Annotated in this window: 15 protein-coding genes and 1 other RNA gene; 7 read left to right on the forward strand and 9 right to left on the reverse strand. The window is 59.5% G+C overall.

All coding sequences use genetic code 11. The annotated features are described in order from the left end of the window. Window positions 1–12: 12 nt before the first annotated feature. The 5 genes from ACTG36_RS04400 to ACTG36_RS04420 form a co-directional block, all read right to left on the reverse strand. On the reverse strand, window positions 13–1,596 hold the full coding sequence (locus tag ACTG36_RS04400; RefSeq protein ID WP_375279950.1) for an ABC transporter ATP-binding protein: 1,584 nt from the start codon (window positions 1,594–1,596) through the stop codon (window positions 13–15). Further along, window positions 1,593–2,699, reverse strand: a complete 1,107-nt coding sequence (locus ACTG36_RS04405; RefSeq protein ID WP_375280065.1) for an ABC transporter permease — start codon at window positions 2,697–2,699, stop codon at window positions 1,593–1,595. Before ACTG36_RS04405 ends, ACTG36_RS04400 begins: the two co-directional genes overlap by 4 nt. Before the next feature lie 53 nt (window positions 2,700–2,752). Then, window positions 2,753–3,970 carry a microcin C ABC transporter permease YejB gene (locus ACTG36_RS04410; protein ID WP_375279951.1) on the reverse strand — a complete coding sequence of 406 codons (1,218 nt, stop codon included), beginning with the start codon at window positions 3,968–3,970 and terminating at the stop codon, window positions 2,753–2,755. Window positions 3,971–4,014: 44 nt separating this feature from the next. Continuing rightward, window positions 4,015–5,934 (reverse strand): extracellular solute-binding protein, encoded by a 1,920-nt coding sequence (locus ACTG36_RS04415; RefSeq protein WP_375279952.1) that lies wholly within the window; start codon window positions 5,932–5,934, stop codon window positions 4,015–4,017. Between the two features lie 164 nt (window positions 5,935–6,098). Continuing rightward, a complete protein-coding gene (locus ACTG36_RS04420; RefSeq protein ID WP_375279953.1) occupies window positions 6,099–6,617 on the reverse strand; it encodes a c-type cytochrome in 519 nt (172 codons plus the stop codon). Between the two features lie 131 nt (window positions 6,618–6,748). Here ACTG36_RS04420 and ACTG36_RS04425 point away from each other — a divergent pair, with 131 nt between their 5' ends. After that, window positions 6,749–7,597, forward strand: coding sequence for a prephenate dehydratase (locus ACTG36_RS04425; RefSeq protein ID WP_375279954.1), 849 nt, complete (start codon window positions 6,749–6,751; stop codon window positions 7,595–7,597). Here ACTG36_RS04425 and ACTG36_RS04430 read toward each other — a convergent pair. Together ACTG36_RS04430 and nudC are read right to left on the reverse strand one after the other, a co-directional pair. Then, window positions 7,594–8,055: an SRPBCC family protein gene (locus ACTG36_RS04430; protein ID WP_439141557.1), complete on the reverse strand. Its 462-nt coding sequence runs from the start codon at window positions 8,053–8,055 to the stop codon at window positions 7,594–7,596. The two genes, ACTG36_RS04425 and ACTG36_RS04430, sit on opposite strands and share 4 nt — an antisense overlap. Before the next feature lie 53 nt (window positions 8,056–8,108). Next, a complete protein-coding gene (nudC, locus tag ACTG36_RS04435) occupies window positions 8,109–9,062 on the reverse strand; it encodes an NAD(+) diphosphatase (RefSeq protein WP_375279956.1) in 954 nt (317 codons plus the stop codon). A 78-nt stretch (window positions 9,063–9,140) separates the two neighbouring features. Here nudC and ffs point away from each other — a divergent pair. Both ffs and rsgA read left to right on the forward strand, forming a co-directional pair. Next, window positions 9,141–9,239, forward strand: an RNA gene (ffs, locus tag ACTG36_RS04440) — signal recognition particle sRNA small type. Between the two features lie 67 nt (window positions 9,240–9,306). Continuing rightward, a complete protein-coding gene (gene rsgA / locus ACTG36_RS04445; protein WP_439141559.1) occupies window positions 9,307–10,329 on the forward strand; it encodes a ribosome small subunit-dependent GTPase A in 1,023 nt (340 codons plus the stop codon). Here rsgA and ACTG36_RS04450 read toward each other — a convergent pair whose 3' ends face one another. Further along, window positions 10,330–10,809, reverse strand: coding sequence for a phosphatase domain-containing putative toxin (locus ACTG36_RS04450; RefSeq protein WP_375279958.1), 480 nt, complete (start codon window positions 10,807–10,809; stop codon window positions 10,330–10,332). A 44-nt stretch (window positions 10,810–10,853) separates the two neighbouring features. Here ACTG36_RS04450 and ACTG36_RS04455 point away from each other — a divergent pair, with 44 nt between their 5' ends. From ACTG36_RS04455 to recR, 4 genes are read left to right on the forward strand one after another with little or no spacing between them, the layout of a single operon-like run. Further along, entirely contained in the window at window positions 10,854–11,216 is a 363-nt protein-coding gene (locus ACTG36_RS04455; RefSeq protein ID WP_375279959.1) for a DUF202 domain-containing protein, read from the forward strand. Between the two features lie 35 nt (window positions 11,217–11,251). Then, on the forward strand, window positions 11,252–13,009 hold the full coding sequence (locus ACTG36_RS04460; protein ID WP_375279960.1) for a DNA polymerase III subunit gamma/tau: 1,758 nt from the start codon (window positions 11,252–11,254) through the stop codon (window positions 13,007–13,009). A 59-nt stretch (window positions 13,010–13,068) separates the two neighbouring features. Beyond that, window positions 13,069–13,413 (forward strand): YbaB/EbfC family nucleoid-associated protein, encoded by a 345-nt coding sequence (locus tag ACTG36_RS04465; protein WP_375279961.1) that lies wholly within the window; start codon window positions 13,069–13,071, stop codon window positions 13,411–13,413. Between the two features lie 3 nt (window positions 13,414–13,416). Beyond that, window positions 13,417–14,010, forward strand: a complete 594-nt coding sequence (gene recR, locus ACTG36_RS04470) for a recombination mediator RecR (RefSeq protein WP_375279962.1) — start codon at window positions 13,417–13,419, stop codon at window positions 14,008–14,010. A 220-nt stretch (window positions 14,011–14,230) separates the two neighbouring features. Here the strand turns inward: recR and ACTG36_RS04475 are convergent, their stop codons facing one another. After that, window positions 14,231–14,980: a DUF1013 domain-containing protein gene (locus ACTG36_RS04475; RefSeq protein WP_375279963.1), complete on the reverse strand. Its 750-nt coding sequence runs from the start codon at window positions 14,978–14,980 to the stop codon at window positions 14,231–14,233. Between the last annotated feature and the right edge of the window lie 34 nt (window positions 14,981–15,014).

Consider the following 15,014-nt stretch of genomic DNA (forward strand, 5'->3'; position numbering starts at 1 on the left):
ATTTCGCGAAATTTAGCCGAACGCGGCGGCCATCAGTTCGCGGGTATAATCGGTTTCGGGGCGATCAAAGATCGCCTCGGCCTCACCGGCTTCAACCACGTCACCGCGTTTCATGACCATCACCTTGTGGGACAAGGCGCGCACGACTTTCAGGTCGTGGCTGATGAACAGATAAGCCAGCTGATATTTCTTCTGCAAATCGCGCAGAAGATCGACGATTTGTACCTGCACGGTCATATCCAGCGCCGATGTGGGTTCATCCAGAACAACCAGTTCCGGCCGCAGGATCATGGCGCGGGCAATCGCGATCCGCTGACGTTGTCCGCCTGAAAACTCGTGCGGATACCGGTCCATCAAAGCGGGGTCCAAACCGACCTCGCCCATGATCTCGGCCACCATATCGCGGGGGTTCTTGCCCGGTGCAGTGCCGTGGATCGCAAGACCTTCGGCGATGATCTGTTCCACCGTCATCCGCGGACTGAGGGAGCCGTAAGGGTCCTGAAACACGATCTGCATCTCGGACCGCAGGGGCCGCATCTGACGGTCACGGAACCCTTGAATATCGCGCCCCATGAACACAATGCGTCCTTCGGATTTGATCAGCCGCATCATCGCCAGCGCCAAGGTGGTCTTGCCTGAGCCAGATTCGCCCACAATCCCCACGGTTTCACCCGCACGCACGCTGAATGTGGCGTCATTGACGGCCTTCACGTAGCCCACCGTCCGGCGCAGCAGTCCGGCCTGCACGGGAAACCAAATCTTGAGGTGCTCAGCCTCGGCCACCACCTTGGCGGCAGGGTCCACGGGGTCTGGCACGCCCACGCTTTCAGCCTCAAGCAACATGCGGGTATAGGGATGCTGGGGATTGGCGAACAGCTCAGCCGTGGGGCCAGTCTCAACGATCTCACCGTCTTTCATCACACAGACCCGGTCGGCAATTTTGCGCACGATGGTCAGGTCATGGGTGATGAACAGCATGGACATACCCAAATCCCGTTTCAGATCGGCCAAGAGGTCTAAGATCTGCGCCTGAATGGTCACATCCAGCGCCGTCGTGGGTTCATCCGCGATCAGCAGCTCCGGCCCGTTGGCCAGCGCCATGGCGATCATCACGCGCTGACGTTGCCCGCCGGAGAGCTGGTGCGGATAGGACGTGAGCCGCGTTTCAGGGTCTTGGATGCCCACCTGCGTCAGCAGTTCGATGATCCGCTGGCGGACCTTGTCGCCGCGCAATCCCTGATGCAGTTCGATGGATTCACCAAGCTGCTTTTCGATGGTGTGCAGCGGGTTCAGCGACGTCATCGGTTCTTGGAAAATGAAACTGATGTCGTTGCCACGCACCCGGCGCAGGGTCGCCTCAGCGGCGCCGATCATTTCCTCACCGTCGTAGGCCACGGACCCGCCAAGGGTCGCGCTGTCGCCCAGAAGCTGCACGGTGGACAGGGCCGATACGGACTTCCCCGACCCCGATTCGCCAACCAGCGCGACCGTCTCCCCCTTGTCCACGTGAAACGATACGCCGCGCACCGCATGGGTCACTTCGCCGTCCTGCCGGAAATCGACGGTCAGGTTTTTGACATCCAGCACGAGGGTCATGAGAATGTCTTTCTGGGATCGAACGCGTCACGCACGCCTTCAAAGATGAACACCAACAGCGACAACATGATCGCGAAGGTGAAGAAGGCGGTAAAGCCCAGCCAAGGGGCCTGCAGGTTCTGTTTGGCCTGCAACGTCATCTCCCCCAGCGACGGGGCGGAGGACGGCAAGCCGAAGCCCAGAAAATCCAAGCTGGCCAGCGTGGCGATGGTGCCGGTGATGATGAAAGGCAGCATGGTCAACGTCGCCACCATGGCGTTGGGCAGCATGTGGCGGAACATGATCGTCCGGTCGCGCACGCCCAGCGCCTTGGCCGCGCGCACATATTCAAGGTTCCGCGCCCGCAAGAACTCCGCGCGGACCAGCCCCACCAAGGCGGGCCAGCCGAACAGAATGGTCAAGAACACAAGGAGCCAGAAGGAGCGCCCCAAAATCGCGAACAAGATGATGATGACATACAGCGACGGGGTGGAGCCCCAGATTTCCAGCAAGCGTTGAAACACCAGATCGACCCAACCGCCAAAATATCCCTGCACCGCACCGGCAATGATACCGATCACCGACGCCACAGACGTCACGATGATGGTGAATAAAATCGACAGCCGGAACCCGTGGATCACCCGCGCAACAACGTCCCGCTTGGTATCGTCAGTCCCCAGCCAGTTGTTGCTGTCAGGGGGGGACGGGGCCACGCCGGGGGTGTCGACAATGGTGTTGTAGCTGTAGGGAATGGGCGGCCAGATCAGCCAGCCTTTCTGAAAATCCTCGGCCTCAAGCGTGCCGTCATTGGCGGCTGCGATCAGCGCCTCAGGTTCGAAAAAGCAATCCTCAAGCCCGCCGGTTTCAATCAGGCATTTAACTTCGATGTCCTTGTATTCAGCCTCGGTCGGGAAATCGCCGCCGAAGTCACGTTCAGAATAGAAGTTGAATATCGGCATGCGGATTTCGCCGCGGTAGCTGACGAGGATCGGTTTGTCGTTGGCCAGAAATTCGGCAAACAAAGACAGCCCGAACAGGATCATGAAGATCCACAGCGACCAATAGGCCCGCCGGTTGCGTTTGAAATTCGTCCAGCGACGACGGTTCAATGGCGACAAGGACAGACGGCGTTTGCGCGCGGGAAGGGTCTGCATGGCGGCTTCGGTGGTATTGGCCATTATCCCCTCCTCTCAAAATCAATGCGCGGGTCGATGAGGACGTAGGTGATGTCCGTGATGATCCCCACGATCAGCCCCATCAACGAGAATGCAAACAGCGTGCCGAACATCACCGGATAATCCCGCTGCAACGTGGCCTCAAAACCCAAGCGTCCCAACCCGTCGAGGGAGAACAGCGTCTCAATAATCAGCGATCCGCCGAAGAACACACCGATGAACAGCGCCGGAAAGCCGGAGATCACGATCAGCATCGCGTTGCGGAACACATGGCCGTACATCACGCGGGATTCAGACAGGCCCTTTGCCTTAGCGGTGATTACATATTGCTTTTTGATCTCATCGAGAAAGCTGTTCTTGGTCAGCAAGGTCAACGTCGCAAAGGCGGAGATGGTCGAGGCCAGAACCGGAAGCGCGATGTGGTGGAAATAATCGACGATTTTGCCCCATGTGCTGAACTCCTCCCAATCGGGCGACGTCAGGCCGCGCAGCGGGAACAGCCGCGCGCAGGTGGGGTTGATGTCATAGAAGAACCGCGCGTTATCGCGCAGCCAGTCGGAAATGCCGAACGGAAAGCGGAAACAATTGTTTGATGCAAAAAGCACAATCAACAAGATCGCGAACAAAAAGCCTGGAATCGCATAGCCCACGATGATCGCTCCGGATGTCCACGTGTCGAAGGACGACCCATCGCGCACCGCCTTGCGGATGCCCAAAGGGATTGAGACGAGGTAGGCAATCAACGTGGACCACAGGCCCAACGTCACCGACACGGGCATCTTTTCCAGCACCAGATCAACAACGGACACAGACCGGAAATAGCTTTCGCCAAAGTCGAACCGCACATAATCCCACATCATCAGGAAGAACCGTTCAAACGCTGGGATCGGCACAGCGGAGCAAGCCTCTGCTTCTAGATCAGGCTCCCCCTCATATCCAGCGTCACAGACCACACGGGCGAAGTTGAATTCAACCTGCAACTGGTCAAGGAATTCCTGCGGCAACCCCCGCGCACCAACGCTGTCGTTGCTGCTGTCATCTACCAATTCCGACCCACCGCCGGAGATGCCTTCGAAGACGTCACCGCCCCCTTCCATCTGGGCGATGATCTGGTCGATCGGGCCGCCGGGCACAAATTGCGTGAGCGCGAAATTGACGATCATGATCCCCAGCAATGTGGGGATCACAAGCAGCAATCGTTTGAGGATATACGCGCCCATTCAGCCTGTGCCTTTATCGGTCATCTTTTGGCCCGCCACCACGCTTACAGCGCGCCGTCGGCTTCCAGTTGCTCTGCCTTGTCGGCGTTGTACCACCAGAACGACAGGTTCCCCAAAGAATACGGCGGCAGAGGGTCGGGATATTCGTACATGTCGTAATAGGCGACCGTGTGGGCCGATTTATACCACTGCGGCACCCAGAACCCTTTGGCGCGCAAGGCACGGTCCAAGGCATTGGTAGACACTTGCATATCTTCGAGGCTCTCGGACTCAATCACGGCGGTCAACAGCCGGTCAATCGCCTCATCTTCAAGCCCCATCAAGTTGCGGGAACTGTCGGCCGCGGTTTCAGACCCGAACCATTGGCGCATCCCGACACCGGGTTCAAAGCCTTGCGTCATCGTGTGGTTGATGAATTCAAAATCGACGGGCGCCTGCAACCGATCAACATATTGCGCGTAATCGACCCGGTTCAACGAGGCATCAACGCCAAGCCGTTGCAGGCTTTCGATATAGGGGTTCACGATACGGTCAAACGCAGGCGAAATCTGCAAAAATTCAACCGTCAGAAGTTCACCGTCCTTGCGGCGCATCCCGTCATCACCGGCCATCCAGCCGGCCTCATCCAACAGATCAGACGCGCGGCGCAGGTTGGCGCGATCCGTCGGGCGGCGCGCATCCGACGTCGGCGGCAAAATCGCCTCACTTGTCAGGATGGACGCATCCAGAAGACCTTCGTCGACGAGCGGTTGAAGCAAGGCGATTTCCCCCTCACTCGGCATCCCCTGCGCCTGAAGGTCTGTCCCCTGCCAGAAAGATTCGACGCGGTCATAAAGGCCGTAGAACAACGTCTCATTCGACCATTCGAAGTTGAACATCAGGCGAATCGCCTCACGCACGCGGGGGTCTTGGAATTTTTCTTCGCGCAAGTTGAAAATGAACGCCTGCGCTGATCCGATGGTGCCGTCTGGCAATTCCTCAGTCTTCACCCAGCCGTTTTCAACAGCGGGAAAATCGTATCCCGTGGCCCACTGCAGCGACGAATTTTCATTGCGGAAGGTATATTCACCAGCCTTGAACGCCTCAAACGCGGCGGCACCATCGGTGAAATATTCGTAACGGATCGTGTCGAAATTTGCCTGTCCGATATTCAGGGGATGCTCAGCACCCCACCAGTCAGGATCGCGTTCATAGATGATCTGACGGTTGGTGTCGAAGCTGCCCAGAACATAGGCACCGGTACCCAGAAACGGCACGTCTGTGCTTTCGTCCAGACGGGCGCCGGTTTCTTCGAACCACGCCTTTGAAAACGCACGCGTGCCGCCTGCAAAACCGATCACGTCGCGGCGCGGCGCCTCTTCGGTGAAGTTGAATTTGATGCGGTAGGTGTCGAGCAATTCAACACTGTCCACAAACCCCGAAACCACATTCCGGTACTCAGCGATGCCCTGCTCCATAATCAGATCATGGGTGAACAACAGATCCTCAGCCGTCAGTGGCGTCCCATCGGAGAACGTCACATCATCACGGATGTTAAAGATCACCCAGTCACGGCTTTCGGGGTATTCGATGGTCGTGCACAGATAGCAGTAAGACCCATAAGGGTCATCCGCCGTCGCCGTCATGATGCTTTCATACAGGATCGTGGTGCCCGCTGCCGCCGCACCTTCGCGTGCAAAGTTGTTGAAGGTGTCGAACGTCCCGCGGGACCAAACGCTGATTTCGCCACCCTTGGGTGCATCAGGATTGACGTAGTCTAGATGGGCCATGTCGGCCGGATATTTCAATTCGCCAAAGTTGGTGTAGCCGTGGCTCGTGATGACGTCTTCGTGGCTGTCCGCCCGCACAAGGGTTGCGGCACCGATGGCCAGAACGGATCCGGCGAGCAGCATCATCCATTTGGAAGATTGGGCCGATTTCGATGCAGCGACGGCTTTGGCGGTTTGACGGGACTTCACGGGCATAGGGGCACTCCTGTTCGGACGGGGTTTATGCATATGTGAAGCTAAATCGCGGATTGTCGAACATTCAAGTTGAGATTGCGTGACTTCGCCGTGATCAGCCGCTTTTGCGCAAAGAAAAAGCCGCCCCCGAAAGAGCGGCCCAGTGTTTTCCGATCTGACGCGACTTAGTCGTCGAGGCTGTCGAGATACGCGATCAAGTTTGCACGGTCCTCGATGCGGCGCATCCCGTTGTAGCCCATGGCTGTACCCGGTGCGTAGTTCCTTGGATTCTCGAGAAACGCGTTCAGCTCTTCTGCGGTCCAGACGTCATTCACAGCGATCAAGGCGCCGGAATAATTGTAGCCACCAACAGCCGCCACATCACGACCCACCACCCCGTAAAGGTGCGGACCTACGCCGTTTACGCCGTCTTCAAGGGCGTGACAGGCGGAACAGGCGCGCCATTGGCTTTCGCCGTCAGCCGCACTTGCTGCTGCAAAGACTTCGGCAAATGCAGGGCCTTCTTCAACTTCGGCGCCCGCATCTTCGTTAGAGGCAACCTCGATGGTATAGCCTGCAACACGGTCATCACCATACCCATCGGCGTGATACACTTCTTCGGCCAACCAGCCGCCGAGCAAAAAGACCAACAAAGTGCCGCACACGCCGCCCAGAACTTTGGTCATTGTCATTGTGTCGAACATGTCGCGTTCCATTTTCTTCCTGATTCAAGCGCCATGTATCCGCTTCCCCCGCCAATGATCAAGGTGTAGCACCGCGACGAAATGCCCATTTTTCGCAAACCGCGTCGAATGTGGGTCAGATGGGGGTAAAAATGTCGAAACGCATCGCATTTCAGGGTGAACCGGGCGCCTACGGCCATCAGGCCTGTGTTGAGGCCCGGCCAGATTTTGAGCCCCTCCCCTGCCCCACATTTGAGGCCGCCATTGATGCCGTGCGCACCGGTGAGGCCGATCTGGGCATGATCGCAGTGGAAAATTCCACCTATGGTCGCGTGGGCGATGTGCACACTTTGTTGCCCAGCAGTGGGCTGCACATCGTGGATGAGGCATTCGTGCGGGTTCATATCAACCTTCTTGGCAAACCTGGTGCGCAGCTTGACCAGATCCGGACCGCCAGCGGCCATGTTGTGATTCTGCCCCAGTGCGGAAAATTCCTACGCAGCCACGGGATTGCGACCCAAGTCAGTCCGGACAATGCCCGTGCCGCCATGGATGTGGCCGATGGCGACGACATGACCGCAGGCGCCTTGGCGTCTGAAATGGCGGCTGAGATTTACGGCCTCAACGTCATCGCGCGCCACATCGAAGACCACGATCGCAACACGACGCGGTTTTTGATTATGGCACGGGAGCCCGATTTCAACCGACGCGGCAAACACGGCATGGTCACCAGTTTTGTCTTCCGCGTGCGCAACATTCCCGCCGCCTTGTACAAAGCCATGGGCGGGTTTGCGACCAACGGCGTCAACATGACCAAATTGGAAAGCTACATGGTCGGCGGCCAATTCACCGCCACGCAGTTCTACGCCGAAGTCGAAGGCCATCCCGATGACCGCAACGTCAAACTGGCCATGGATGAACTGGATTATTTCACAGACCACATCCGGCTGATGGGTGTCTTCCCCGCAGCCCCGCGCCGTCTGGAAAAAGGCGACACTTAGGTCCGGTAACGTTTTTCGACGTCTTCAGCGAACCCCGCGACGGCCGCCTTGAACCGGCTTTGCGTCTTTTGCCGCGCGAATTTCAGGGATTGGAACAACAGTTTCGCGGGAATGGATTTCGCCGTCGCTTCAAACTGGACGTTCAGCCGCGTCCGCGCCCGAGACAGGGCCACCAAGTCAACCCGCAAGGCCCCGTCTGCACTTTTGGACTTCAAAGTCATTTCCATGGCGTTGGGTTTATCGGCCTGCGTGACCTCGCCCACGATTTTGCGTTCCACCCCACGCATCAAGAATTTGACGCGCCATTTCGCGCCCAGCCCGTCGTCGTCGCCCTTTTCAAGCCGTTCAACATCGCCGCCGCGACGCATCACAGATCTTTCGAAGGTCGCAAAATCAGTGATTTGATCGAAAACAAATGCAATCGGTGCTTCGATATCTTCGTGCGTCGTAAGATCCATGTGTCACTGCCCATCGTCCGGCCCTTTACGAACCTGTTCTACTGTCTAGACCGTTAATCTAGCGTGTCCGCCAACCAATTCTCTAGCAGAAAATGCGCGATCGCGCCTTTTCGGGCCGGTTTGATCGTCGGGTGTTGTCCCTGCGCCGCTTTGGCCATGTCTTCGCGGCTGACCCAGATCGCGTCTTCCAACTCAACAGGGTCCAGTGTGATTGTCGTTGACGTCGCCTCCCCGCGGCAGCCAATCATCAAGGACGATGGAAAGGCCCAGGGCTGGCTTGCCAGATAACTGACCGCCCCCACACGCACACCTGCTTCTTCGAATACCTCACGCCGGACGGCGGCCTCGATCGTCTCGCCGGGTTCAACGAAGCCCGCGAGCAGGGAGTACATCCCTTCCGGCCAACCAGGGGAGCGCCCAACCAGCACATCATCGCCTGACGTGATCAACATAATCACCACTGGGTCTGTGCGCGGAAAGTGGGGCGTCCCACAGGCGGGACAAGACCTGCGCCAGCCTGCGTCGGCGGCTTCGCTCTGCGCGCCACAGGCCGAACAAAACCGATGGCTTTGGTGCCATCCCAAAACCGCCTTGGCGGTGGCCGCCAGTTCCGCGTCACGCGGTGTAAGCCCCATCATGATCGCGCGCAATTCGGCAAAGACCGCGTTGCCCGTTGCGGGGTGCTGCTGCAAGGTTGGGTCCAGAAAACTGCCCATCTGATCGGCCTCTGGCAGGTCGGGGTCCCAATGGTCCAGCGATACCGCAAAGACCGGCCCCGCGTCATCGACCCCCAAAAACAGGCGCACCTCGCCCGCGTCCGCCATCACCGGATGGTCCAGCGGCACCCGCAACAGCGGCCCGCCATCCCCATCAGTCAACACCTTACCGCGCCAGATCACGATGCACCGCGCTGCCAAGTCCGCCGCCGTCGCCGCAATATCGCCCCGCAACTGCGCTGCACGATCAAGGCCGGAGCCCCCGAAGGTCACTGTCTCTGCATGTTTCATACCTGCCAAGTTGCACGGGATATGGCCACGCACAAGACCACCCCTTGCATGGCGCCTCTCTCATTCGTATATGACCGATGAGGGGTTGGCGCGGGCAAGTGCCTCGCCAACCTGGTCAGGTCCGGAAGGAAGCAGCCACAACGAGCCCCACTTGGGTCGATGTCCAACCTCTCACCCACGTCGCTTTTTTGCGCAGCAAAAGCCTTGGCTTTCGCGAACGACAAAAGAACGCTATCTCCTGCGCATGACCCAAACCCTCACCACCCTCGGCTGGTCCGATCATTTTGCCCGTCAGTTGACGCTGGAGGACACCCAGCGTCCCGTGCGGATCACCGCCGTGCACCGGTCCCGTCTGGACGGGCTGACAGCGGACGGCACACCGTCGCTGTCCCCCACAGTTGAGGCGGGGCGCTATGCCGTGGGCGATTGGGTCATCGCCACCGGTGCCTCCGCGTCCGAGCCGTTGGAGCGTACAACTGAAATCACCCGCCGCGCCGCAGGCGAAGAATCAAAACCACAGCTGATCGCGGCCAACGTCGACACCCTTGGCATTGTCACCAGCTGCAACGCCGATTTCAACGTGGCCCGTCTGGAACGGTATCTGTCAATGTGTGCGGCATCCGGTTGTTTGCCGCTGGTGATCCTGACGAAAGCCGATCTGACCGACGATGTGTCGGACTACATCAAACAGGCCGAAAGTCTGTCGCCTGTGCTGACGGCCATCGCGATCAATGCCAAAGATGACGACGACGTGGCGCGCCTTGGACCGTGGTGCAACAAGGGCCAGACGCTGGCCTTGGTGGGATCGTCCGGCGTGGGCAAAACCACGATCCAGAACCGCCTGACGGGCCAGATTGATGCTACCCAAGACATCCGCGAAGACGACGCCAAAGGCCGCCACACCACAACCAACCGCAACCTGCGCGCCACCACCGCGGGCGGCTGGCTAATCGACACACCGGGCATGCGCGAATTGCGTCTGGTCGACGCAGAAGACGGTGTGGATGAGGTCTTTGCCGACATCACAGACTTGGCCGTGCAGTGTAAATTCAACGATTGCGCCCACCGCACTGAACCGGGCTGCAAAGTTCGCGCCGCGATTGAGGCCGGTGATCTGGACGCGGACAGGCTGGAACGTTGGCGCAAGCTGGAACGCGAAAACCGGTTCAACACCGCAACCGTTGGCGAAAATCGCGGCCACCTGAAGCGGCTGCAAAAGATGTATAACGAAGGCAAGGAACGTGGGGCGGCCAAAAGGCGGCGGTAACTACCCCGCCGCCCAGTCAAACTGCGCGTCCCGTTCCACCGCACAGGGCCGCACGGCCCGCAGCCGCGCCAGCGCCTGATCGGCAGGCTCCCCCGCCTCGACCATCAGCCGCAGGGCGACCATGCCCGACCGACCACAGCCCCCAAAACAATGCACCAGAATTTTGCCGCCCCGCGCCAAAACCTCCGCCGCGTGTCCGCTGACATCGGCCCAAAGGGCGCGGACAGGTGGCCGCGGTGCGCCAAAATCTTCAACCGGTAAATGCAGCCAAGTGACGCCAGCCGCCGAGAGGTCATCGCCAAACCCTGCGGCCCCCATGCGGTCCAACTCAGCCCCGGTGGTCATGGTCAAAACCATGTCCGGCCCCCAATGCAACACGGTGGACAGGTCGTTTTCATAGGACCCCGACCGGCCCGGAATGGGCGACAACGCCACCTGCCCTTGGGCCACATCCACCGCAAAAATCCCAAACTCTGCCATTGGCGCGCCCTCGCTTTTGTCGCGGTCTCCGCTATATCTGGGTCATGGGAAAATCAGAAGACCTTGCCGAAAACCGCACCGATTGGGCCGAAGACCGCACGTTGATGGCCAATGAACGTACCTTTGCCAGCTGGACCGGCGGCGGCATGGGCGCGATTGGTCTGGCGCTGGCCTTTAAAGCCGTCTTTGGCGATTTTGAGCCGCTGATTGTGGCCCGCGTGGTGGCCCAAATCCCGCTGATTGCCGCAATCGTTCTGTTCTGGTCGGCCCGCCGCAAAGCCTGCCACACGATTGAACGCCTGAACGAACGCACCGTAGAGTCGGCCTCGACCACGACGCTGACGATCATCACGGTGCTGATGACTGCCACAGCCATCGGCGCGGGCTTCATTCTTTGGTTTGTCTAGTGGACGCCCCGCACCCCCGCGCATAGTCTAGCGCAATGACCGAATCCGACAGCACCCAGTACCAAGTCCTCGCCCGGAAATACCGCCCCGAGACGTTCGCCGACCTCGTCGGTCAAGACGCCATGGTGCGCACCCTGAAAAACGCCTTCGCCGCAGACCGCATCGCGCAGGCGTTCATCATGACGGGCATTCGGGGAACCGGTAAAACGACGACCGCACGGATCATCGCCAAAGGCATGAATTGCATCGGGCCGGACGGAAATGGCGGTCCCACAACGGAACCCTGCGGGGTCTGCGAAAACTGCGTGGCGATCATGGAAGGCCGCCACGTCGACGTCATGGAAATGGACGCCGCATCGCGCACCGGCGTGGGCGACATCCGCGAAATTATCGAAAGTGTGCATTACCGCGCGGCCTCTGCCCGCTATAAAATCTACATCATCGACGAAGTTCACATGCTGTCGACATCTGCGTTCAACGCACTTCTCAAGACGCTCGAAGAACCGCCCGCCCATGTGAAATTCATCTTTGCCACCACCGAAATCCGCAAGGTGCCGGTGACGGTCCTGTCCCGCTGTCAGCGCTTTGATTTGCGCCGGATCGAACCCGAAGACCAGATCGCCCTGCTGCGCCGCATCGCCACCGCCGAAGGGGCCGAGATCACTGACGACGCTTTGGCGCTGATCACCCGCGCCGCCGAAGGATCGGCCCGTGATGCGCAATCGCTGCTGGATCAGGCCATTTCCCACGGGGCTGGCGAAACCACCGCCGAACAGGTGCGCGCCATGCTGGGTTTGGCGGATCGGGGCCGTGTGCTGGACCTGTTTGACATGATCCTCAAAGGTCATGCGGCTGAGGCCCTGACCGAACTGTCCAGCCAATACGCCGATGGCGCGGACCCCATGGCGATCCTGCGCGATCTGGCCGAAATCGCCCATTGGGTCAGCGTGATCAAGATCACCCCCGACGCTGCCGAAGACCCCACCGTGGGACCCGATGAACGCACCCGCGGCGCCGACATGGCCGAGGCGCTGCCCATGCGCGTCCTGACCCGATTGTGGCAGATGCTGTTGAAAGCATTGGAAGAAGTCTCCATGGCGCCCAACGCGATGATGGCTGCCGAAATGGCGGTGATCCGCCTGACCCATGTGGCCGACCTGCCCAGCCCCGAAGAACTCGTGCGCAAACTGGACGGTCAAACACCGCCGCCCCCCACCACAGGCGGCGGCGCCCCCCGCCCTGCGCAATCCGCCCCGCCCGACGCGCGCGGTGCACCGGCCCCCACCCATTCCGGCCCGTCCGGCACGTCCATGTCCGCAGGTGGCGCGGCGGTGGCCATTGCCACGCAAGAAGCGCTGCAACACTACCCGACTTTCGATCATGTGGCCGAACTCATCCGCCGCCACCGCGATGTCAAATTGCTGGTTGAGGTTGAGACCGGCGTGCGACTGGCCGCCTATCAACCGGGCCGGATCGAATTTGAACCGGCCCCCAACGCCCCGCAGGATTTGGCCCAACGGCTCGGCTCTCGTTTGCAGGCGTGGACAGGCAACCGCTGGGCCGTAACCGTGGTCAACGACGGTGGCGCACCCACCATCGCGGAAGTCCGCGACGCCGAAATGAACGCCCTGCGCGACCGCGCCACAACGCACCCCGTGGTGCAGGCCGTGCTGTCCCAATTCCCCGGCGCCAAGATCACCGAAATCCGCAGCCCCAAAGAGCTTGAGGCCGAAGCCCAGCAAGACGCCTTGCAAGAGGTCGAAGACGAATGGGACCCCTTCGAAGACAGCTAACTTGCGGCACCCCGCGCCCCCGCCTATCTAAGGGGCAACACATGAATAGGAGACGACAGATGTTCAAAGGACTTGGCGGGCTTGGCGATATGGCCGGCATGATGAAAAAAGCCCAGCAGATGCAAACCGAGATGGCCGCCCTGCAGGAAGAACTGCACAACGTCATGGTCGTGGGCGAAAGCGGCGCGGGTCTGGTAAAGGCCACGGCCTCTGCCAAAGGTGAACTCAAAGCGCTCGACATTGATCCATCCATCTTCAACGGCGACGACAAAGAAGTGGTCGAAGACCTGATCCTCGCGGCGATCAAAGACGCCCAAGGCAAAGCCTCGGACAAAGCGCAGGAAGAGATGGCGAAGCTGACCGAAAGCCTCGGCCTGCCCGCCGATATGAAGCTGCCTTTCTAAAACGTGTCCCAAGCGCCCAAGGACATCGACGCGCTGATCGACCTCATGGCCCGCTTGCCGGGCCTTGGGCCGCGATCTGCCCGTCGTGCGGTCCTGCATCTGATCAAAAAACGCGGACAACTTCTCAACCCGCTGGCAGACGCCATGGCTACGGTCGGTGCGACGGCGCGCGAATGCCTCAACTGCGGCAACATCGGAACATCCGACATCTGCGAAATCTGTGACAGTGAAAAACGGGCGACGGGCCAAATCTGCGTGGTTGAAGACGTGGCTGACCTATGGGCCATGGAACGCGCAGGCGTCTTTAAGGGCCGTTATCACGTGCTGGGCGGCACATTGTCGGCCCTTGATGACATCGGCCCCGATGAATTGCGCATCCCCAAACTGCGTGACCGGATCACCACGGAAAACGTGACCGAAGTCATCCTCGCTTTGGGTGCAACAATCGATGGGCAGACAACGGCCCACTACATTGCCGACGAATTGCAAGGCATCCAAGTCACATCACTGGCCCAAGGCGTCCCCGTGGGCGGTGAACTTGATTACCTCGACGATGGCACAATCACCGCAGCGATCAACGCGCGCAAAGCCCTCTGACCGCATTCTCGCCTGAAACCCTCCACTGGAGGCTTTACGAGACGGCTCGAACTCTCTGGTTCCCAAATACCTCCGCCGGAGGCTCCAACACCGCCACGTTCGCCCACGTCTGGCACGGCACACACCAGAACCTCAAACGCACCCAATCAAACAAAACAAAACCGCCCCTGCCGTCAGGCGGGGCGGTTTTTCAATTCACCAAATGATGCGTGACGCCGGATCAATCCTCGTCGTCGCTGCCGTCATCGTCGGGCAGGTTAAAGAACGTATCCGCATCCGGCACCGATGTATCTTCCTCGGGCTCGGGCGCGTCAGACAACGTAAACGTCTCAAGACCGGCCATGCCAGCTGGGATCTTGGGCTCATCAGGGTCCGCGCCCAAGCTTTGCTCCGTCGATACCAGTTTGCGACGTTCATCGTCCGTCATAACGCCGCCTTCTTCGGCTTTCTTGGCGTTGGCCTTTTGCACAGCGGCATCCAGTTCGGACTGTTTGCACAGACCCAAGGCCACCGGATCAATCGGTTCGATATTGTTGATGTTCCAGTGGGTCCGTTCACGGATGGCCTGAATGGTGGGCTTCGTGGTGCCTACCAGTTTGGACACCTGACCGTCGGACAGTTCGGGGTGGAACTTCACCAACCAATAGATCGACGCAGGCCGATCCTGACGTTTGGACAGGGGTGTGTACCGCGGCCCACGGCGCTTTTCTTCGCCGGCAGACGCAGGATTATACAGAAGCTTCAGCTTGTGGGACGGATCAGCCTCGGCCTTGTCAATCTCGTCTTGGGTCAGCTGTTTGTTGGCAATGGGGTCAAAGCCCTTAACGCCTTGGGCCACGTCGCCATCAGCGATGCCCTGCACTTCCAATTCATGCAAGCCACAGAAATCCGCGATCTGCTTGAAGGTCATTGTTGTGTTGTCACACAGCCAGACGGCTGTGGCTTTTGCCATAATTGGTGTGCCGCTCATCGCATCTCTCCTTGTCAATTCGACACGCCTCTCC

It is taken from the genome of Pseudooctadecabacter sp. (assembly GCF_965657175.1).
GTDB lineage: Bacteria > Pseudomonadota > Alphaproteobacteria > Rhodobacterales > Rhodobacteraceae > Octadecabacter.